The organism is Ewingella sp. AOP9-I1-14 (assembly GCF_052375995.1).
Taxonomy (GTDB): Bacteria; Pseudomonadota; Gammaproteobacteria; order Enterobacterales; family Enterobacteriaceae; genus Ewingella; species Ewingella allii.
In genome coordinates, this window is sequence record NZ_JBQSVA010000006.1 from 188851 (window position 1) to 206584 (window position 17734).

General features: G+C 55.7%; 22 protein-coding genes. 11 read left to right on the forward strand and 11 right to left on the reverse strand.

Going from position 1 to position 17734, the window contains the following annotated elements; genetic code table 11:
- Positions 1 to 2: 2 nt before the first annotated feature.
- The gene (locus ACT3RT_RS17055; RefSeq protein ID WP_496203392.1) at positions 3 to 1469 is read right to left on the reverse strand and encodes a HAMP domain-containing sensor histidine kinase; all 1467 of its coding nucleotides are present in this window, start codon (positions 1467 to 1469) and stop codon (positions 3 to 5) included.
- A 3-nt stretch (positions 1470 to 1472) separates the two neighbouring features.
- Positions 1473 to 2195 carry a response regulator transcription factor gene (locus ACT3RT_RS17060; protein ID WP_353503415.1) on the reverse strand — a complete coding sequence of 241 codons (723 nt, stop codon included), beginning with the start codon at positions 2193 to 2195 and terminating at the stop codon, positions 1473 to 1475.
- A gap of 155 nt (positions 2196 to 2350) precedes the next feature.
- Between ACT3RT_RS17060 and ACT3RT_RS17065 the strand changes: the two genes are divergently transcribed.
- The 3 genes from ACT3RT_RS17065 (at position 2351) to ACT3RT_RS17075 (ending at position 4300) form a co-directional block, all read left to right on the forward strand.
- Positions 2351 to 2992 carry a cytochrome b/b6 domain-containing protein gene (locus ACT3RT_RS17065; RefSeq protein ID WP_485902462.1) on the forward strand — a complete coding sequence of 214 codons (642 nt, stop codon included), beginning with the start codon at positions 2351 to 2353 and terminating at the stop codon, positions 2990 to 2992.
- Positions 2993 to 3001: 9 nt separating this feature from the next.
- Positions 3002 to 3805 (forward strand): molybdopterin-dependent oxidoreductase, encoded by an 804-nt coding sequence (locus ACT3RT_RS17070; protein ID WP_485902464.1) that lies wholly within the window; start codon positions 3002 to 3004, stop codon positions 3803 to 3805.
- A 201-nt stretch (positions 3806 to 4006) separates the two neighbouring features.
- Complete coding sequence (locus ACT3RT_RS17075) at positions 4007 to 4300, forward strand: pentapeptide MXKDX repeat protein (RefSeq protein ID WP_353503412.1); 294 nt, start codon at positions 4007 to 4009, stop codon at positions 4298 to 4300.
- An 81-nt stretch (positions 4301 to 4381) separates the two neighbouring features.
- Here ACT3RT_RS17075 and ACT3RT_RS17080 read toward each other — a convergent pair whose 3' ends face one another.
- From ACT3RT_RS17080 to ACT3RT_RS17090, 3 genes are read right to left on the reverse strand one after another with little or no spacing between them, the layout of a single operon-like run.
- Complete coding sequence (locus ACT3RT_RS17080; protein WP_496203393.1) at positions 4382 to 5521, reverse strand: aminotransferase class I/II-fold pyridoxal phosphate-dependent enzyme; 1140 nt, start codon at positions 5519 to 5521, stop codon at positions 4382 to 4384.
- 42 nt (positions 5522 to 5563) lie between these two features.
- The gene (locus ACT3RT_RS17085) at positions 5564 to 6412 is read right to left on the reverse strand and encodes an amino acid ABC transporter permease (RefSeq protein WP_485902468.1); all 849 of its coding nucleotides are present in this window, start codon (positions 6410 to 6412) and stop codon (positions 5564 to 5566) included.
- Positions 6413 to 6415: 3 nt separating this feature from the next.
- The gene (locus ACT3RT_RS17090; RefSeq protein WP_353503410.1) at positions 6416 to 7237 is read right to left on the reverse strand and encodes a transporter substrate-binding domain-containing protein; all 822 of its coding nucleotides are present in this window, start codon (positions 7235 to 7237) and stop codon (positions 6416 to 6418) included.
- A gap of 399 nt (positions 7238 to 7636) precedes the next feature.
- Here ACT3RT_RS17090 and ACT3RT_RS17095 point away from each other — a divergent pair, with 399 nt between their 5' ends.
- Positions 7637 to 8290 (forward strand): cysteine hydrolase family protein, encoded by a 654-nt coding sequence (locus ACT3RT_RS17095; protein ID WP_496203394.1) that lies wholly within the window; start codon positions 7637 to 7639, stop codon positions 8288 to 8290.
- Between the two features lie 58 nt (positions 8291 to 8348).
- Positions 8349 to 9116 carry a nicotinamide riboside transporter PnuC gene (pnuC, locus tag ACT3RT_RS17100; protein WP_485902474.1) on the forward strand — a complete coding sequence of 256 codons (768 nt, stop codon included), beginning with the start codon at positions 8349 to 8351 and terminating at the stop codon, positions 9114 to 9116.
- Between the two features lie 64 nt (positions 9117 to 9180).
- On the opposite strand, the gene ACT3RT_RS17105 is transcribed toward pnuC, so the two are convergent.
- Positions 9181 to 9366, reverse strand: coding sequence for a hypothetical protein (locus ACT3RT_RS17105; RefSeq protein ID WP_353503407.1), 186 nt, complete (start codon positions 9364 to 9366; stop codon positions 9181 to 9183).
- Positions 9367 to 9430: 64 nt separating this feature from the next.
- Positions 9431 to 10057: a TetR/AcrR family transcriptional regulator gene (locus ACT3RT_RS17110; RefSeq protein ID WP_485902476.1), complete on the reverse strand. Its 627-nt coding sequence runs from the start codon at positions 10055 to 10057 to the stop codon at positions 9431 to 9433.
- 110 nt (positions 10058 to 10167) lie between these two features.
- Here ACT3RT_RS17110 and ACT3RT_RS17115 point away from each other — a divergent pair, with 110 nt between their 5' ends.
- Entirely contained in the window at positions 10168 to 11019 is an 852-nt protein-coding gene (locus tag ACT3RT_RS17115) for an MBL fold metallo-hydrolase (RefSeq protein WP_485902478.1), read from the forward strand.
- 17 nt (positions 11020 to 11036) lie between these two features.
- On the opposite strand, the gene ACT3RT_RS17120 is transcribed toward ACT3RT_RS17115, so the two are convergent.
- Positions 11037 to 11417, reverse strand: coding sequence for a winged helix-turn-helix transcriptional regulator (locus tag ACT3RT_RS17120; RefSeq protein WP_353504029.1), 381 nt, complete (start codon positions 11415 to 11417; stop codon positions 11037 to 11039).
- Positions 11418 to 11567: 150 nt separating this feature from the next.
- Between ACT3RT_RS17120 and ACT3RT_RS17125 the strand changes: the two genes are divergently transcribed.
- Complete coding sequence (locus ACT3RT_RS17125) at positions 11568 to 12350, forward strand: SDR family oxidoreductase (protein ID WP_485902480.1); 783 nt, start codon at positions 11568 to 11570, stop codon at positions 12348 to 12350.
- A gap of 96 nt (positions 12351 to 12446) precedes the next feature.
- Positions 12447 to 12902 (forward strand): carboxymuconolactone decarboxylase family protein, encoded by a 456-nt coding sequence (locus ACT3RT_RS17130; RefSeq protein ID WP_496203395.1) that lies wholly within the window; start codon positions 12447 to 12449, stop codon positions 12900 to 12902.
- 74 nt (positions 12903 to 12976) lie between these two features.
- Here ACT3RT_RS17130 and ACT3RT_RS17135 read toward each other — a convergent pair whose 3' ends face one another.
- Complete coding sequence (locus tag ACT3RT_RS17135) at positions 12977 to 13993, reverse strand: zinc-dependent alcohol dehydrogenase family protein (protein ID WP_496203396.1); 1017 nt, start codon at positions 13991 to 13993, stop codon at positions 12977 to 12979.
- A gap of 181 nt (positions 13994 to 14174) precedes the next feature.
- On the opposite strand from ACT3RT_RS17135, the gene ACT3RT_RS17140 reads away from it, so the two are divergent.
- Together ACT3RT_RS17140 and yghU are read left to right on the forward strand one after the other, a co-directional pair.
- Positions 14175 to 14612 (forward strand): Lrp/AsnC family transcriptional regulator, encoded by a 438-nt coding sequence (locus ACT3RT_RS17140; RefSeq protein ID WP_353503401.1) that lies wholly within the window; start codon positions 14175 to 14177, stop codon positions 14610 to 14612.
- 104 nt (positions 14613 to 14716) lie between these two features.
- Positions 14717 to 15586, forward strand: coding sequence for a glutathione-dependent disulfide-bond oxidoreductase (gene yghU / locus ACT3RT_RS17145; protein ID WP_396131349.1), 870 nt, complete (start codon positions 14717 to 14719; stop codon positions 15584 to 15586).
- A 4-nt stretch (positions 15587 to 15590) separates the two neighbouring features.
- On the opposite strand, the gene ACT3RT_RS17150 is transcribed toward yghU, so the two are convergent.
- Positions 15591 to 16028 (reverse strand): MarR family winged helix-turn-helix transcriptional regulator, encoded by a 438-nt coding sequence (locus tag ACT3RT_RS17150; protein WP_034793198.1) that lies wholly within the window; start codon positions 16026 to 16028, stop codon positions 15591 to 15593.
- A 192-nt stretch (positions 16029 to 16220) separates the two neighbouring features.
- Between ACT3RT_RS17150 and ACT3RT_RS17155 the strand changes: the two genes are divergently transcribed.
- Positions 16221 to 16979, forward strand: a complete 759-nt coding sequence (locus ACT3RT_RS17155; protein WP_396131350.1) for an alpha/beta hydrolase — start codon at positions 16221 to 16223, stop codon at positions 16977 to 16979.
- Between the two features lie 80 nt (positions 16980 to 17059).
- Here ACT3RT_RS17155 and ACT3RT_RS17160 read toward each other — a convergent pair whose 3' ends face one another.
- Complete coding sequence (locus ACT3RT_RS17160) at positions 17060 to 17725, reverse strand: O-methyltransferase (RefSeq protein ID WP_496203397.1); 666 nt, start codon at positions 17723 to 17725, stop codon at positions 17060 to 17062.
- Positions 17726 to 17734: the final 9 nt, after the last annotated feature.

The window sequence follows — 17734 nt, forward strand, 5'->3', positions numbered from 1 at the left end:
GACTAAATCGGCACCGCGAACTGGAAGCTTGCGCCGCTGTGTGGCTGGTCGAGCAGTTCAATATCGCTGCCGTGCAGTTGCAAAATGCGGCGCACAATCATCAGGCCGAGGCCACCCGCGCGGTGCTTATTGGTGCTGAGAATCGAAGGCCGCACAAACAGGTTGGCCTTTAACTCTGGCGCAATGCCAGGCCCGCTGTCATTCACCTGCACCATCACTTCATGGGCCTGTTTCCACAGGCGAACATGGATGGTGCCGCCCTCCGGCGTGTGGCGCAGGGCGTTGTCTAGCAGGTTGGTCAGCACCCGTTCAATCATCCCCAGGTCGGCATTCACTAGCGGAATATCCGGCATGATGTCGGCATTGAGTTTCTGGCCGCGCGCTTCGGCGGCGAGTTCGAATTTCTGGAACACGTCCTGCACCAGTTCGCACAGTGAGAACGGCTCTTTCTGCGGCTTCACCACGCCATATTCCAGCCTTGCCAGCTCGAACAGCTCCTGCGCCAGACGCCCCACCTTGCGGCTTTGGGCGAGGGCGATGTCGAGATAGCGCTGGCGCTCGTCGCTGCTCAGGCGGTCGGCCTTCATCGACAAGGTTTCCAGATAGCCGTGCAGCGAGGTCAGCGGGGTGCGCAGGTCGTGGGAAATATTAGCGATAAACTCGCGGCGCTGTTGGTCCTGCGCAGTCAGACTCTGCCACTGCTGATCAATGCGTTTTGCCAGCCCGACAAACGCCTGTTGCAGCTGCGCCACTTCATCTTTCGGCTGGCCGACCGGCGGCTGGGTTTTGGCCAGAGCCTGAATCGCCTCCATGCCGCCATCGTCCAGCGTGGCGATTTGCGCGGTGAGTTTACGCACCGGGCGAGTCACCCAGCGGAAAGCCAGCGCCCCGGCCAGCAGGCCAAACAGCACCACCATCCCCATGGATCGCAGTGCCATATAAATGGCCGACTGGAACTCCGCCTTACTGGCCAACGCCCGGTAGTCGTCGCCCTGCAGCACAATGTAGACATAGCCTTTGAGCACGCCATTGGACGTCAGCGGCGCGGCGCTAAACACCTGCCGCTGGTCGGTGGTGCGCGGGTTGTCGCCATATACCGGCATGGTTTTGCCGTTAAGCAGCTCGTGCACCGGGGTTAAATCTATCTTCTGGCGCAGCAATTTTCCCGCAGGGGCGGCGTTGCCGACGATATCACCTTCGCTGTCGAGCAGATAAACCTCGACGCTCGGGTTCACCGCCATCAGCTGATTAAAAAGGTTATGTACCGCGTTAGGATCTAACCCGTTTTGGCTCAGCAGCGGGTTATTGGCGGCAATCTGCGTGGCTAGATTGGCAGACAAACGTTGAATCGTCGCCTGACTGAATCTGTCGCTCGAGCGTACCTGCATCACGCCGGAAATCAGCGAGCAGGCCACCAGCAGCAGAATAAAAACCAGGGTGAGTCGTTGCGAAAGCGTCATTTTACTCATGATTTATCCTTGCGCGTCTTCCGCTGACGACGTGAATTTATAGCCTTTTCCCCAGACGGTCAGGATGCGCTCTGGCTCAGCCGGGTTGCTCTCAATCTTGATGCGCAGTCGGTTGATATGGGTATTCACCGTGTGTTCATAACCCTCGTGCTGATAGCCCCACACCTGATTGAGCAGGCTCAGGCGCGAGAACACCTTGCCGGGATTTTTGGCGAAGAAGTAGAGCAGGTCGAACTCGCGCGGCGTCAGTTCCACCGTCTGCTGGTTCAACGCCACTTCGCGGGCAATAGGGTCAATGACTAACCCGGAGAAGCTCAGGGTCCCGGCGTCCATCTTCATATTGCGGCTCATGGCTTCCTGACGGCGGAACAGCGCTTTGACTCGCGCCACCAGCTCCAGCATAGAGAAGGGTTTCGCCAGATAGTCGTCGGCCCCCAGCTCCAGCCCCAGCACGCGATGCACTTCGCTGGAACGGGCGCTGATGATGATGATCGGCGTGTAGCGCGTCATGTTGCGGGCGCGGCGGCAAATCTCTAGCCCGTCAACGCCGGGCAGCATCAGGTCCAGAATCAGCGCGTCCCAGCCCCCTTTCTCTAAATGCGCTACGCCCAGATTGCCATCGGCGGCGTGGGTTATCTCATAGCCTTCATCGCGTAAATGCAGATTGAGCAGCTCGGCGATGTTGCTGTCGTCTTCCACGATCAAAATCTTTTTGGGTTTTTCCATCTCTGTCGAGCCTGCGGGGAGGGGAGGGTATGAGTAGCAGTCTACACAAGCGGCTTACTCAGAGTTATCACATTTTATTTAACTTTGCGTGAGGTCTTGGGGAACAAATCCGCTCAATACTGGCTTCATCGACAGGGCGAGTGAGAAACATAAACATGACGCTACATACCGACTTTTCACCGCAGAGTGAGCCGCAGAAAAACCAGGCCAAGCCAGAGATTGTCCACCCATTGTGGCTGCGTCTGTGCCACTGGCTGAATGCGTTGGCAGTGCTGATTATGGTTACCAGCGGTTGGCAAATTTATAACGCCTCGCCACTGTTTGATTTTGAATTTTCCCGCAGCCTGACCCTCGGCGGTTGGCTGGGCGGCGGCCTACAGTGGCACTTCGCCGGTATGTGGCTGTTCGGCTTTAACGGCGCGTTTTACCTGCTGATGAATATCGTCACGGGCCGGATGAAACGCAAATTCTGGCCGCTGACTCCGAGTGGCGTGCTGCGAGAATTAAGCGCGGCGCTGCGCGGCAAGCTGGCTCACGCCGACTTGCGTCACTACAACATGGTGCAGCGCGCGGCCTATGTCTTCGTGATGCTTGACGGCATCGTGCTGGTGCTGTCAGGGCTGGTGGTGTGGAAGTCGGTGCAGTTTCCCCTGCTCAGAGAGTTGCTGGGGGGTTTTGACACGGCCCGCGTGGTGCATTTTTTTGCGATGGCTTCGCTGATGGGATTTGTTGCCGTGCATTTGGTGATGGTGGCGCTGGTGCCGAAAACCCTGCTGGCGATGCTGCGCGGACGCTGAGGAAAGGTCATGAAGAACATTTTTAAAAAGAGCATCAAGCAGATTTTCACGCCTTCAGACACTCAGGTCATCGTGCAGGAGGCGCAGAAACAGATTATTCGCCACCTCGACGCCCCATCGCGCCGTCGTTTTTTGCAGCAAGGGCTGACGCTGGGCGGTATGGCGATGCTGACCGGCTGCGATATCAGCGATAACGCCGGGGTTGAGAAAGCTTTGAATACCGTCTCCACCTTTAATGACCGGGTGCAGGGCTGGCTTTTTGGCTCGACCCGACTGGCCCCGGTTTATGCCGAATCGATGATAACCCGGCCTTTCCCGTTCAACGCGTTTTACGCCGAGGACGACGCCCCCGAGGTGGATGGCAATGCCTATCGCCTGAAAATCGCCGGGCTGGCGCTGGATAAACGCGAATGGTCACTGGCGACGCTGTACCAAATGGCACAGGTCAGTCAGGTCACTCGCCACATCTGCGTCGAAGGCTGGAGTGCAATTGGTAAATGGGGCGGGGTGCCGTTTGGCGATTTCCTGCGACTGATTGGCGCCGACCTGACGGCGGAGTATGTCAGCTTTAAGTGTGCTGACGAGTATTACACCAGTATCGACATGGCAACCGCGCTGCACCCGCAGACCCTGCTGGCGCTGACTTACGACGGGCAAATCCTGCCGCGTAAATACGGTTTCCCGATGAAATTGCGTATGCCAACCAAGCTTGGCTACAAGAATCCAAAGCATATTGAAGTGATTGAAATTACCAATAAGTTCACCGGAGGTTATTGGGAGGATCAAGGCTACAACTGGTACGGCGGGAGTTAAAAAAGGCCTATTTTATTTGCCATTTTGAACCCGGGCAGTGCTCAAAATCCTCACGTACTACGTGTACGCTCCGGTTTTTCCGCGCTGGCCGTGTCCAAACTGGCTGCAACAATAACGGCCTTCGGCCCGAGTTAATTAATAAGAAGTTGAACGTGAACCTTACCTGCACAACTGTGCAACTACTTTAAAAAAGGAAATACCATGAAAAAGCTGATGACTGTTCTGATGTTCTCTACCGTAATGATGGGTTTCGCTGGCGTGACTCAGGCTGCTGACTCTATGTCTAAAGACACCATGGGCAAGATGTCCCACGACTGCATGAAGAAAGACAGCATGGGTAAAGACGCTATGGGCAAAGATTCCATGGGGAAAGATTCGATGGGCAAAGACTGTATGTCTAAAGATCACATGAAAAAAGACAGCATGGGTAAAGATTCCATGAGCAAAGATTCAATGGGTAAAGATGGCATGAAAAAAGACGCGATGAGCCAGTAAGTCCGCGTCTAACATGATACCGCTCTCCTGTGTCTGAGCGTTTCATCTCGGCCCGCCGTTCTCCGGCGGGCTTGGCTTTTTTTACTGCTTCGGTTTATCCAGCCATTCGCCCCACACTTCCAGCGCTTTACTCAGATTCGCTCGGCCAAAGCCGATACGCAGAAAATCTTCTGAAACGGCCGTTAATTCAGACGCATAGGTCACGGATGGAATGGTCATCACGCCGGTTTCCTCCACCAGACGCGTGGCGAACTGCTCCGCTCCCTCCGGCCCTTTATAACGCACGAAGGCCAGCACTCCGGCTTTCGGGGGAGCCAGCTCGAAAAGCTGTGGATAGCGCGCCAAAAAGTCGGTCAACTGGCCTAACTGCTCGCGGGAGCGTTGCATCACGCGTTGTAGAATGGCCTCGCGGGCATTGAGCGCGATGGTGGTCAGCATCTCGCCCGGCAGGGAGTTGCAGATGGATAAATACTGCTTCATGCGTTCCAGCTTCAGCAGCCATTCCGCGTCCTGACAGGCCACCCAGCCAATGCGCAGGCCGGGCAGGCCATAGGCTTTTGAGGTGACATTCAGAGAAATGCCGCGCTCATAAATGTCCGCCACCTGTGGCAGACGGTCGGCGATATCAAACTCGGTCAGCCGATAAACTTCGTCAGAAAACAGCCAGATACCGCGCTCGCGGCACAGTTCAACCAGTTCGTCTAGCTGCTGGCGGCCGATCAGCGCGCCGGTCGGGTTATGCGGGAAGTTAATCACCAGCGCCTTAGTGTTAGGGCGCAGGGCAGCGCGAACATCCCCCACGTCCAGCGCCCAGCCTTGGTCGGCGTTCAGCGCCACGCCGCTCACCGCACAGCGCGACATCGCCACGCTCTCCAAAGACTGGTAGTTCGGCGTGATGACAATGGCGTGATCGTCGGCGTCCAGCAGCGCGTGGAAGCTGGCGTAAATCGCCTCATCGGCACCGGCAAAGCTAATAATGTTTTCCGCCGTGGCCTGATCGTAGGTCGAGGCAATCGCCGTCAGTAGTTCAGGCGTACCGCGCAATGGCGGGTAGTCGAGGATCGCCTCAAGCACCGGCTGGCGGTGCTGCTCCCCGGCAAGGGCGAACAGCTGCTCGATGCTCATGGACTCAGGGTAAGACGAGGAGAGCGGGAAACGCACCGCGTGCTCCAGCTTCGACAAATAGGAGATCAAACGGAAATCTTGTGGAAAGCGCGACATGGCGTACCTGCAACGATGTTAGACCGTGTTTAACGGCGATGTTTAGCGGCGATAACCTTGGCCGAAACGGCGCTCGAGGCGGCTTTGGATCAGCTCGAACACAATCGACATAATCCAGTAAATCGCGGCGGCGGTCGCCAGCATTTCCATATAGCGATAGGTGCTGCGCCCGTAAGACTGCGCAAGGAAATTCAGCTCCCACAGGCCCATCAGCGACACCAGCGACGAATCTTTCAGCATGGAAATAAACATCGAACCGGCGGGAGGAATGATGATGCGCAGGGCCTGTGGCGCGGTGACGTGCACCGCGACGGTCCACGGCGACAGCCCGAGCGCCATCGCGGCCTCTTTCTGCCCGCGCGGCACGGAGAGCACGCCGCTACGAATGGTTTCCGCCAGATAGGCCCCGTAGTTCAGCGACAGCGCGATAATCCCCGAGCTGAGCGCGCCCAGCACAATCCCGGCCTGTGGCAGCGCCAGATAGATGATCAACACCTGCACCAGCAGCGGGGTGCCGCGAAACAGCGAGGCATAGAAAGTCGCGCAGCCAAAGGCCACGGCGTTATCTGACATGCGCCCTAATGCGGTGATTAACCCCAATAATAGGCAGAAAAACATTGAACAGGCGGTGATCAGCAGGGTTAGCGCCGCGCCCTGAATAAAGCCGTCCGGCGACAGGCGCAGGCCGAGCAGGAACGGCAGCTTCTGCTCAATCAAATCCCACTGTAGCCCCATCTTGCCGAACAGGCTGAACAGCAGGCTAAGCAGCACCAGCCAGGTGATCAGCGTTTTAATTTTGAAGGCGCGCGGCGTGGCCGACAGGCTGGCATCGGCCAGCGCCGGGTTAGATTTGTCCGCCACGATAGGTTTCACGTCAGGGAGCTGCGCCATCCGTTACGGCTCCTCTTTGGTGATGTCTTCGCCCAGCCAGTGCTGAGAAATCTTCGCCAAAGTGCCGTCGTCGCGCAGTGATTTTATGGTATCCGCCACTTTCTTATCCCACTCAGGATCGCCCTTGTCGGTAGCGACCCAGTTAGGCTCGGCGTACAGCTCGGTGACGATTTTAAACAAATCAGGGTTACGTTTGATGCGCGAATTGGCAGTGGCAAGGTCAGAGACGATGGCGTCAAGACGCACGCCCGGTCCCAAGGCTAAATTCTGGAAAGCCACTTCTTCATCGCTGGGAATGGCCTGCACATTATTGAAGGGGAAATCGATCGGCTTCGCGCCGGGGATCACCAGCGTTTTTTGCAGGTAAGTTTCGTAGCTGGAACCCATGCCGATGCCGACTTTTCTGTTGCTCAGGTCGGCGGCTGACTTGATGCGGTCATCTTTCTTATTCACTACCAACACTGCCGGTGAGCTGTAATAAGGCGTCGGGAAGTCGAGCACTTTGGCGCGCTCGGTGTTTGGCGTCATCGAGCAAATACAGGTATCCCAGCGCCCGCGCCAATTGCCGCCAATAATGGTTTCCCAGCCCGGCGCGGTGATTTCTGCCTTCACACCCATGCGTGCAGCCACGGCTTTAGCGACATCCACGTCAAAACCCGCCAGCTGGTTGTTATCATCGATAAAGCCAAATGGCGGGTAGTCATTAACAATCACATTGCGCAGCACGCCGGTTTTAGTGACGCGATCTAAGGTCGCGCCAGCGTGGGTAACAGTAGAAAAAAGCGTAGTGGCAAGCAGAGTGGCAACCAGAGCGGATAGGCGCATGACGTGGCTTTCCTTACATAACCTGAGTGGATGAATGTTAATAGATTGTCAGATTACGTTTTGGACGTATAGATGTCCAGTTTCAAATAGTGCAGTGGTTTCCCAGCCATGGATAAGCCGCTGCACGCCCCAAAATGAGGCAATGGTATTATAAAGGTGCGACGCCGATTGCCCTCGAAAAATGAAGATTTGCCCTAAGCCAAATAACGGCCGTGGCCATTTTAAAAGTATCTTAAAAGTATTGGAAAAATCACTTCTACGCCGCCTTTCATCAATTTTTCTTATTTCTAAGCCCTAAATTGACACAATTCCTGCCCTTTAGTCGCTGCTGGCATGCTCCTTGCTCATGTTCTTAATTAAATACATCTCAAAAGAAGATTTTTAATCAGGGGATACACCATGCCATTGCAGCTGCTTCCAAAAATCAATAAACCCGCGCTGATCATTGTGGATATGCAAAACGATTTTATTCGTCAGGGCGCGCCCTTTGAAGTGCCGGGCGGGCGGGAGACTATCGCGCCGCAGCAGCGCCTGCTCCAGCATTTTCGGGAGGGCGGCTACCCGGTGATTTTTCTGCAATGGGTCAGCGTGGAAAACGACGCGTGGCGCAGGCTGGAGAGCAAATTCAGCTGGACCTCTTTCCTCGACGAGCAAACCAAAGCCTGTCGCGTAGGGCACCTGCGCCGCTATGAAGACAGTGAGGTCGAGCTGGATTGTGCAGATATCATCGCTGAACTGGCACCCATCCATGGCGAAATCATCGTGCCGAAGCACGGCTTTGGCGGCTTCTACGGCACCACTCTTCAGCAGCATCTCTCCGAGCTTGGCGTTGATACGCTGGTGGTCACCGGCGTGGTGGCTGAGTGCTGCGTCGAAGATACCGTGCGTGAAGCGCTGTATCACCATTACACCTCTATCGTGGTCTCCGACGCCGTGGAGTCCATGAGCGCGCCGCGCAAAATCGAGTGTTTGGCCGTGTTAGATGAAAACTATGGCTGGGTCGCCGAGTCGGGCGAGGTCATTGATTATTTAAGTTCCGCCAACGCCTATTAATAGTTTTACAACTTGCTCGTTAACTTCATAAAAACAAAGAAAATACAGGAGTCGCACCATGCTTTCCTATTTCAGCATTCACAACATCATGGTTAATATCCCGCTCGGCAAAGACGGCTATCAATTATCTTGGATCGAGGCGATTGGCACGCTGTTTGGCTTGATCAACATCTGGCTCGCCAGCCGCGAGAAGACCATCAACTACCTGTTTGGCCTGTTAAACGTCACCCTGTTTACGGCGATCTTTTTCCAAATCCAGCTTTACGCCAGCATGATGCTGCAAGTGTTCTTCTTCGTCGCCAACGTGGTTGGCTGGGTGATTTGGTACAAAGACGATAAAAAAGAGGCACCGGCGATCAAGATCCGCTGGATGTCGCTCAACAGCTTTGTGCTGACGGCGGTGGTCAGCGTGCTGTTTATCCTGCTGATGACCTTCAACATTGACGGTATTTTCTCGTGGCTGACCGGCGTTGCCTTCGCGCTGCTGTCCAAAATGGGCGTCAACGCCGCCGCGCCGCAGCTGTTGCCGGACGCCTGGCCGTTGGCGGATTCCACCATTCTGGTGCTGTCGATCGTGGCGACGGTATTGATGATTAAAAAGTATGTGGAGAACTGGATCATCTGGTGCGCGCTGGATGTCATCAGCGTGGCGCTGTACGCGGTGCAAGGGGTGTATGTGATGTCGATTGAATACGCGATTTTGATTGGCATCGCGGCGTTTGGCTCATGGTCGTGGATCAAATCGGCGAAAGAGCACGGCTCGCGGCCGCTGCGCCCGGCCTCTTCAAGCCCGCTCGCCGAGGGGCTGGTTTCCGAGAAAGTTTGAGCATGCTAAAAAACAAAACCCGCCATCTGGCGGGTTTTTTAATGCTGGCGCAAATGGAGGAATATCACTCCGCCACTTTCTTGTCGCCTTTGATAAGCTTGCGCGCCGCGGCTAATGCATCATTGTCCGGCGTCGCGGGTTTAGCTTTATTCAAGGCGCTGCTCAACTTGGAACGGCCCCAAAGATCAAAGCCGTCGTCCTCTTGCAAATGGTCGAAGATCGACGGGGCTGGCTGCTTTTTATTGCTCATCGGCTATCTCTGTATAGTGCGAAATTCCTGCAAGCATAGCGTTTTCTGCGACCAATAAACAAACCTAGCCCAGCAAATGCCCAAAAACAAACTGCTTAAACTCCAGCAAAGGCGAGTCGTTCTTCTCCACTCGCATGCGCAGCAGCGCGCCTTCCCAAGAATTTAGAATGAAGTCACTCAGTGACTTGGCGGACAAATTACTGTCGAGCTGCCCTAGGCGCTGAGCGTCCAGCAGGCAATTTTCAATCACCTGACACCAGGCGGCGAACTGCTCCACCAGGCGCAGGCGAATGGCTTCGCTGTGGTCGGCGATTTCGGCGCTGAGATTGCCCATCAGGCAGCCTTTACTGAACTTGTTGTCGCGAAAAGCCACGATCAGGCTGTCGAAATAGGCCTCCAGCCGAGCCAGCGGCGCCAGCTCGGCATTGCCGAACGCGCTATCCAGTCTGGCCTGCGCGCGCTCGAAATAGGCATCCACCACCGAGGCGCCAAAGGTCTCTTTGCTGTCGAAATGGTTGTAGAAAGAGCCTTTCGGCACGCCCGCCTGCTCAACGATGCTCTGAATGCCCGTCGCGGCAAAGCCTTCGCGATGGAAGGTTTGCAGCCCGGCCTGAACTAGATTGGTGCGGGTATTCAGGTTGGGCTTCGGCCCACGGCGGCCTCTCTTATCAGCTTCAGCAGGGCTGTTCATCGTTGTTCTCCAATTGTCTTGACAATATAAACCGACCGGTCATATTTTATTTATAGCCGTTACGCCTTCGACTGTCAATTGATACCCCTCTTCACTACGGAGCAAGCACCATGAGCAAACCCGCCCTGAAATGGGATGTTTTAACCATTAAACGCCCTGGCCTAAGCCGGGATATTCCTGCCGGCCTCGAGTCGCTGATGTGGGTCGCTAATTCAGCCACGCTGATTTATGGCGAGAAAGACGCCGTGCTGGTCGATACCTTCCTGACCAAAGAGCAGTCGCAAACGCTGTTGGACTGGGTGATTGCCAGCGGCAAAAACCTCACCACGATCTACATCACCCACGGCCACGGTGACCACTTCTTCGGGCTGGCCCCGCTCTTGGAACACTTCCCGCAGGCCCGCGCGGTGGCGGCTCCGGCCATTGTTAAGGCGATGCATGCCCACCTTGCTCCGGCTTCGGTGGACGGTTTCTGGCGCAAGCTGTTTCCGGGTGAAATCGACGACCGGCTGATTGCCGCCGAGCCGCTGAGCAGCGACGAGTTCGAGCTGGAAGGGCACAAGCTGTTGGTGGTGCATACTGGCCGCACGGATACTGCGGAATCGACCAGCCTGTATGTCCCTTCCCTCGAGTTAATCGTGGCGGGTGACGTGGTATACAACGGCATTCACCCTTTTCTTGGGGAGACGGATAAGCAGAGTCGGCTGGAGTGGATTGCCGCGCTGGACACCCTTGCGGCGCTCAAGCCAGCTTATGTAGTGGCGGGTCATAAAGTGCCGGAAAACGACGACGCCCCGGAGAATATTGCCAAAACCAAACAGTATTTGCTGGACTTCAATCGCCTCGCCGAAGAAACCGACAGCGCCGGAGAGCTTTATCAGGCCATGCTGGCGATCTACCCAACTCGCGTGAATCCCGGCTCCTTGTGGAAAGCATCCCAGTTGACTAAGCCCATGCCGTGATCCAGCTGCAGGCCGCGCTAGTCCGCCGCCTGCGCTTCACGCAGTGCCGCCCAATTCAGCAAAGCGTCGAGCACCGGACAGAGGTCTTGCCCCCATTCCGTCAGCGAGTATTCCACTCGCGGCGGGACTTCGGGGTAGACGATGCGTTTGACGATGCCGTCACTTTCCAACTGACGCAGTTGCTGAATCAGCATCTTTTGCGAGACCGCGGGGATTGCCCGTTCAAGATCGGAGAAGCGCAGCACCCGGCCGCCGAAAAGTTGAAACAGAATGAGCAGTTTCCACCGCCCATCCAGCAGTTTAATCACCTTTTCGACGCCGATGGCGGCTGTTTCACGGGTGTACTTGTGGCCCTGGCCCTGCGGCGGGGGCGCGCTGTTTTCATTTATCGTTGTCATTTTTTTATAGTAAATAATATTGGCGCTTTTCGCCTTTAAATTCAAAAAACTTACTTTTAAGTATGTACCCGACTTAATTGTATGTACTTGTTATCAATATATTTTACCGCGATGCTTAGCTGGAAATGAACATCCACTGAGGGCATCAACATGAGTTTTGAATTAGGTTTGGCGGGCGCGAGAGTTTTGGTTACCGGCGGCACCAAGGGCGTGGGCGAAGCCGTGGTGCAAGTTTTGCGAGAAGTGGGCGCGAAAGTGATTACCACCGCGCGGGATGTCTCCCAAGCCGCGAGGGCTGATGTGCACTATATCGCCGCCGACGTCAGCACCGCGCAGGGCTGCGCCGAGGTCGCTGCCGCCACCTTAAAGCAGCTTGGCGGGATCGACGTGCTGGTTAACGTGGTGGGCGGCTCAACTGCGCCGGGCGGCGGTTTTGCCGCGCTGGATGACGAGCAGTGGCTGTCCGAGCTAAATCTCAATCTGCTGTCGGCGGTGCGGCTCGATCGCGCTCTGCTGCCAGAGATGCTCAAACAGGGCGCCGGGGTGATTGTCCACGTCACCTCTATTCAGCATCAGCTGCCGCTGCCGGAATCCACTACTGCCTATGCGGCGGCGAAAGCGGCGCTGTCCACTTACAGTAAAAGTCTGTCGAAAGAGGTGACGCCGCAGGGCGTGCGCGTGGTGCGCGTCTCGCCGGGCTGGGTGGAAACCACCGCCGCGGTGGCGATGGCCGAGCGCCTCGCCGAGCAGGCGGGCACGGATTACGAGGGCGGTAAGCAGATCATTATGGACTCTCTGGGAGGAATTCCGCTGGGACGACCGGCTAAACCGCGCGAGGTGGCCGACCTGATTGCCTTCGTGGTGTCGCCACGTGCGGCATCCATCAGCGGCACCGAGTTCGTTATTGACGGGGGCACCATCCCCACCGCCTAATCATGGTCTGGAATAATAGACACTTTATGGCGCTTTCGATGCAGGCCAAGATTCTTCATTCTGGTGTTCTCAAAACGACAACACTAAGGAAGTATCATGACTCAACGTATCGACTACGCCAAAGCCTCCCCAGAGGGTTATAAAGCCTTTGGCGCCGTGTACTCAACGCTGCTGAAAGGCAGCTTGCCGAAGGCGCTGATTGACTTGGTTTACCTGCGCGTTTCCCAAATCAACGGCTGTGCGTTCTGTATTGATATGCACTCCCGCGACCTGCTGAAGTCGGGTTTATCGGTGGAAAAGCTGGTGCTGGTCCCGGTATGGCATGAGGCGGGCGCCGTGTTCACTGCCCGCGAGCGCGTGGCGCTGAGCTGGGCGGAAAGCGTCACTCGCGTTAGCGAAACCGGCGTGCCGGATGACGACTATGCGGCGGCCATCGCCGAGTTTAGCGAGCAGGAGCTGGCCGATCTCACTTATGCCGTTGGGCTGATGAACGCCTTCAACCGTTTTGGCGTAGCTTTCCGCGCCACACCGGCCGCTGCCGCCAAGGCCTAAAGCCGTTCCTGTGTCAGGATCACCCTCAAGCAAAGCAGCGGCCTAAACCGCTGCTTTTTTTATTATTGATGAAGTTAGAAGGTGATGCAGACTTTACCCAAGTGCTGGCCAGATTGCAGGTGCAGGAAGGCCTCGCGGCTGTTCTCAAAGCGATAAATACTGTCTACCACTGGCACAATCTGCCGGGCGCTAAACCAGTTGAGCATGGCTTCAAGCATTTCGCGTGAGCCGGTCTCGATCCCCTCAATGCGCAGGTTTTTGAAGAATACCTGTGACACGTTGAAGGTCGCTTCTAGGCCGCCGGTCAGGCCGACGATGCAAATGACGCCATAATGCGCCGCGGCCTTCACTGAGTGGTGCAACGTTGAGGCGCCGCCGATATCCACTGTGACATCGGCCCCTTTGCCCCCCGTTAATGCCAGAACATCCTGGCTCCATTCCGGCCGCTGCTGATAGTTCACCGTGGCGTGCGCGCCCATGGCTTTGAGGCGTTCAATCTTTGCATCTGAGCCTGACGTCGCCAGAACTCTAGCTCCCGCAGCCAAGCCTATCTGTAAGGCGAACAGGGAAACACCGCCGGTTCCCTGAACCAGCAGCGTGCTGTCCGGGCCGAGTTTGCCGGCGCGCTGCAAGGCATGCCATGCGGTGAGCCCGGCGGTCGGGAAGGTGGCGGCCTGAGCGTCGGTCAAATAGTCAGGCGCCAGAACCAGCGACTCGGCATTCAGCACGCGATACTCGGCCAGTACGCCGTCTACCGCCACACCGCCCAGTGAGCCTCTGGAGTTTTCCTCGGTCATCGGCCCGGCGATCCAATTGGGCAAAATGGTGGTGATGACGCGATCGCCAACGGCGAAACGGGTCACGCCTTCGCCCACTTCAACCACCCGTCCTGCTCCGTCGGAACCCGGCACGCGGCCCGGCGTTGGTCGCCAGTGCCCGTTACCCGTGGCGACCAGCAAATCACGGAAATTGAGCGAAACCGCGCCCATCTTCACCATCACCTCGCCGGGGCCGGGCGATGCCGGTTTCTGGCGTTCGACAATGCGTAAATCATCCAGCTGGTAGCTGTCGGCAATCTCAAGCTGTTTCATTTTTCATCCCGTAATTTGTTATTTATAAAGAGAGTCGATGGAGATTATTATCTTCACAAAAGGGGCGGCATAATATGCAGATAGCAAGGCGAGATGGACTCAAAGATTATTTAAGTAAGGTTATTTGGCTATGAATCCTTTTTATTAAAAATAAGCGGGTTTGGTATAAGGCAAAGGAAAAATGAATATTGATAAAATCGACCGATTGCTCTTAAAACTGCTGGCGCAGGACGCGAGACTGTCGATTAAATCCCTTAGCGAGCAGGTGGGGTTATCGGCTCCGGCAACCGCCGAGCGGGTACGCAGGCTGGAAGAAAATCATATTATTGAAGGGTTTAGTATCACCATCAATCTTGAAGCACTGGGCTATCCGCTGATGGCGATAGTGCGCGTTAAGCCGCTAGCTGGGCAGTTACACTATGTGCAGAAGCTGATTCAGCAGATGCCAGAATGCAGCGAGTGCGACAAAGTCACCGGCGAAGATTGCTTCGTGATGCGCCTACAGGTCCGGTCAATGCAGCATCTCGATGAGATCCTGGATCCTATCGCCGACTATGCGCAGTGCAACACGTCGCTGGTTAAAGCCACGCCGGTAAAGCGCCGCCTGCCCCCTCTTTAATCACCTTGCGGGTGAGCACTAACTAAATAGATCAACTGCCATCATCAAGGCTATGCTCAATCTTGATGAACACCAATGAATCCTATTACAGAGGGCAGTGATCCATGTCGGAAAATAACTATCAGCCTCCAAAGGTTTGGGTATGGAATCAACAAGATGGCGGTAACTGGTCGAAGATAAATCGCCCGATTGCTGGTCCAACGCACGAGAAAGTGTTGCCAATCGGCAAGCACCCGTTGCAGCTCTATTCGCTGGGTACGCCAAACGGCCAGAAGGTGACGATTTTACTGGAAGAGCTGTTGGCACTGGGCGTGACCGAGGCGGAATATGACGCGCACCTGATTCGCATTGGCGAAGGCGATCAGTTCTCCAGCGGCTTTGTGGAAGTGAATCCGAACTCGAAAATTCCGGCGCTGTTTGATCACTCGGCAACGCCGCCGATCCGCGTTTTTGAATCTGGCGCGATCCTGTTGTATCTGGCAGAGAAGTTCGGCCATTTCTTGCCAAAAGAGATTGCTGCGCGCACTGAAACCCTAAACTGGTTGTTCTGGTTGCAAGGCTCTGCGCCTTATCTGGGCGGAGGTTTCGGCCATTTCTACAACTATGCGCCGTTCAAAATCGAATACGCCATCAACCGCTTTACCATGGAAGCGAAACGCCAGCTCGACGTGCTGGATCGCCAGTTAGCCAACCATCGCTTTATTGCGGGTGACGAGTATTCGATTGCGGATATTGCGATTTGGCCGTGGTACGGCAGCCTGGCACAGGGCGGCTTGTACGACGCCGCTGAGTTCCTCGATCTTAAATCCTACAAGCACTTCCAGCGCTGGGCCGAAGAAGTGGCCAACCGCCCGGCAGTGAAACGCGGGCGCAAGGTAAACCGCACCTTCGGTGACCCGGCAGACCAACTCCACGAGCGCCATGACGCCTCGGATTTTGATCTGCGTACTGAAGATAAACGCCAGCCTAAATAGAGACTTAGCCGTTGCGCTGCGCGATATTGTCGCGCAGCGCAACGATCTCCTGATTCAGCCGCTGTAACTCTTTCAACTCCAGATTCGAACTGCAAAACAGCGTTTCGGACAGGCGAATCGACTCTTCTTCCAGCTGCTTTCCTTTGTCCGTGATGGAAATCATCACCTGACGCTCATCCTGCGGATTGCGCACGCGCTCAATAAAACCTTCATTTTCCAAACGCTTAAGTAACGGTGTCAGGGTACTGGTTTCCAGCGCCAGGGTGTCACCAATGCCGCCAATAGACTGTTTCCCCTGTTCCCAAAGTACGTTTAGCACCAGATATTGCGGGTAGGTCACGCCCATGGCATCAAGCAGGGGCTTATACAGCCGCTTGATGGCGATGGAAGTGGAATAGATGGAATAACAAAGCTGCTCCGCCAGGCGGGGACGATGTGTCACGGGGTGCTCCTTTAGCGTCGGTCTTGGCAACATCATACCATTGTGGGTAAATAATTATCTATCGCGATAACAAATAGCTTGACACCTAAGCCAATGCTGATAGTTTTAACTTCAATTTAGTTATCGCGATAAACAATATTGCGATAACTAAATAGATATCCCTTATCCAACCCTAAAATGAAGGAAATCATCATGTTGAAGAAAACCCTGACGACTCTGGCAGCTGGTCTGGCACTGGCTTTTGCGGCACAGAGCGCGGCATTCGCCGAGCCGGTGAAAAATATCGTGTTGGTCCACGGCGCTTTCGCGGATGGTTCTGGCTGGCAGGCCGTAACCAAAATCTTGGACAAGGCTGGTTATCACGTGTCGATTGTGCAAGAACCGCAAACCTCGCTGGCCGATGACGTCGCCGCGACACGCCGCATTTTGGGCCAGCAGACGGGGAAATCTTTGCTGGTAGGGCATAGCTACGGTGGTTTTATCATTAGCGAAGCAGGGCAGGACCCGTCAGTCGCCGGGCTGGTGTATATCGCCGCTTTCCAACCCGAAAAAGGCGAAACGCTGGCGGGCCTGTCGGCAAAAATTCCGCAAGCCACTCAAGGCATTGCACAAACCAGCGACCACTTCTTATACCTGAAACCTGAGGTCTACCACGCCGACTTCGCCGCCGACCTGCCAGCCGCACAAGCCAACTTTATGGCCCGCTCTCAGGTGATGCCAGCTGCCGCTATCTTTGGCACCCCAGCTGCCGAACCGGCCTGGAAAACCAAACCAAGCTGGGCTTTAGTCGCCACGCAGGACCGCGCCATCAACCCAGATCTGGAACGCTTCATGGCAAAACGCGCCGACAGTAAAGTGGTGGAAGTGAAAGCCAGCCACGCCGTCTTCGCCTCACAGCCGCAAAAAGTCGCCGAGCTGATCGAGAAAGCTGCGCAGAGCTTGTCGAAGTAATTGGGGTGATTTAGCTTTCCCAAGGCCCCAAACAAAAAGCCCCAACTCTGGGGCTTTTTTGTGTCTTTACGCTGATGCCATCACCCTAGGCGCATCGATAATTCGACGTCGTCGGCGAAGGGGACGGAGAGATATCCGCTGTTCTCGGCGCGGATGTAGGTGAGGAACTCCGGGCTGTCTTCGGCGTCGTCGGCGATGATCAGCGAGCCCGGTTTCAGGCGGCTTTCCACCAGATTTAGGATATCCGGATAAAGTGCTTTGGCGCCGTCGAGCAGCAGCATGTCGATGCTTTCAGGCAGGTCAGCGCTCAGAGTTTGCAGCGCGTCGCCTTGACGGATATCTACCAAATCGCTGACCCCGCCAGCTTGCAGGTTTTCTCTGGCGCGCATCACTTTCGAAGATTCGAATTCGCTGGTGATCAGCAAGCCGCCGCCGTTGTCGCGCAGCGCGGCCGCGAGGTGCAAGGTGGAAATGCCAAACGACGTGCCGAATTCAACGATATTTTTGGCCTTGCTCGAGCGCGCCAGCATGTAGAGCAGCGCGCCGGTTTCGCGCGATACTGCAAGAGGGAAATCCTTCAGCATACTGTACAGATTGACGTATTCGGTTTTGCTTTGCTTGAGGCGTTTTCGCTCGTCGTCAGACATGTTGAGCAGCGCCGGATCGACTGCCGGTAAGTTTTCTCGCGCCTCGGCAAATAAGCGATCAAGTAGGGGGGCCAGTGGGGCGGAAGTCAGAGTATTCATGGCTTATTT

Excerpts from the sequence above, each read along its gene's own strand:
- ACT3RT_RS17055 (WP_496203392.1), bottom strand. The coding sequence starts at position 1,469 with ATGAGTAAAATGACGCTTTCGCAACGACTCACCCTGGTTTTTATTCTG.
- ACT3RT_RS17060 (WP_353503415.1), bottom strand. The coding sequence starts at position 2,195 with ATGGAAAAACCCAAAAAGATTTTGATCGTGGAAGACGACAGCAACATC.
- ACT3RT_RS17065 (WP_485902462.1), top strand. The coding sequence starts at position 2,351 with ATGACGCTACATACCGACTTTTCACCGCAGAGTGAGCCGCAGAAAAAC.
- ACT3RT_RS17070 (WP_485902464.1), top strand. The coding sequence starts at position 3,002 with ATGAAGAACATTTTTAAAAAGAGCATCAAGCAGATTTTCACGCCTTCA.
- ACT3RT_RS17075 (WP_353503412.1), top strand. The coding sequence starts at position 4,007 with ATGAAAAAGCTGATGACTGTTCTGATGTTCTCTACCGTAATGATGGGT.
- ACT3RT_RS17080 (WP_496203393.1), bottom strand. The coding sequence starts at position 5,521 with ATGTCGCGCTTTCCACAAGATTTCCGTTTGATCTCCTATTTGTCGAAG.
- ACT3RT_RS17085 (WP_485902468.1), bottom strand. The coding sequence starts at position 6,412 with ATGGCGCAGCTCCCTGACGTGAAACCTATCGTGGCGGACAAATCTAAC.
- ACT3RT_RS17090 (WP_353503410.1), bottom strand. The coding sequence starts at position 7,237 with ATGCGCCTATCCGCTCTGGTTGCCACTCTGCTTGCCACTACGCTTTTT.
- ACT3RT_RS17095 (WP_496203394.1), top strand. The coding sequence starts at position 7,637 with ATGCCATTGCAGCTGCTTCCAAAAATCAATAAACCCGCGCTGATCATT.
- pnuC (WP_485902474.1), top strand. The coding sequence starts at position 8,349 with ATGCTTTCCTATTTCAGCATTCACAACATCATGGTTAATATCCCGCTC.
- ACT3RT_RS17105 (WP_353503407.1), bottom strand. The coding sequence starts at position 9,366 with ATGAGCAATAAAAAGCAGCCAGCCCCGTCGATCTTCGACCATTTGCAA.
- ACT3RT_RS17110 (WP_485902476.1), bottom strand. The coding sequence starts at position 10,057 with ATGAACAGCCCTGCTGAAGCTGATAAGAGAGGCCGCCGTGGGCCGAAG.
- ACT3RT_RS17115 (WP_485902478.1), top strand. The coding sequence starts at position 10,168 with ATGAGCAAACCCGCCCTGAAATGGGATGTTTTAACCATTAAACGCCCT.
- ACT3RT_RS17120 (WP_353504029.1), bottom strand. The coding sequence starts at position 11,417 with ATGACAACGATAAATGAAAACAGCGCGCCCCCGCCGCAGGGCCAGGGC.
- ACT3RT_RS17125 (WP_485902480.1), top strand. The coding sequence starts at position 11,568 with ATGAGTTTTGAATTAGGTTTGGCGGGCGCGAGAGTTTTGGTTACCGGC.
- ACT3RT_RS17130 (WP_496203395.1), top strand. The coding sequence starts at position 12,447 with ATGACTCAACGTATCGACTACGCCAAAGCCTCCCCAGAGGGTTATAAA.
- ACT3RT_RS17135 (WP_496203396.1), bottom strand. The coding sequence starts at position 13,993 with ATGAAACAGCTTGAGATTGCCGACAGCTACCAGCTGGATGATTTACGC.
- ACT3RT_RS17140 (WP_353503401.1), top strand. The coding sequence starts at position 14,175 with ATGAATATTGATAAAATCGACCGATTGCTCTTAAAACTGCTGGCGCAG.
- yghU (WP_396131349.1), top strand. The coding sequence starts at position 14,717 with ATGTCGGAAAATAACTATCAGCCTCCAAAGGTTTGGGTATGGAATCAA.
- ACT3RT_RS17155 (WP_396131350.1), top strand. The coding sequence starts at position 16,221 with ATGTTGAAGAAAACCCTGACGACTCTGGCAGCTGGTCTGGCACTGGCT.
- ACT3RT_RS17160 (WP_496203397.1), bottom strand. The coding sequence starts at position 17,725 with ATGAATACTCTGACTTCCGCCCCACTGGCCCCCCTACTTGATCGCTTA.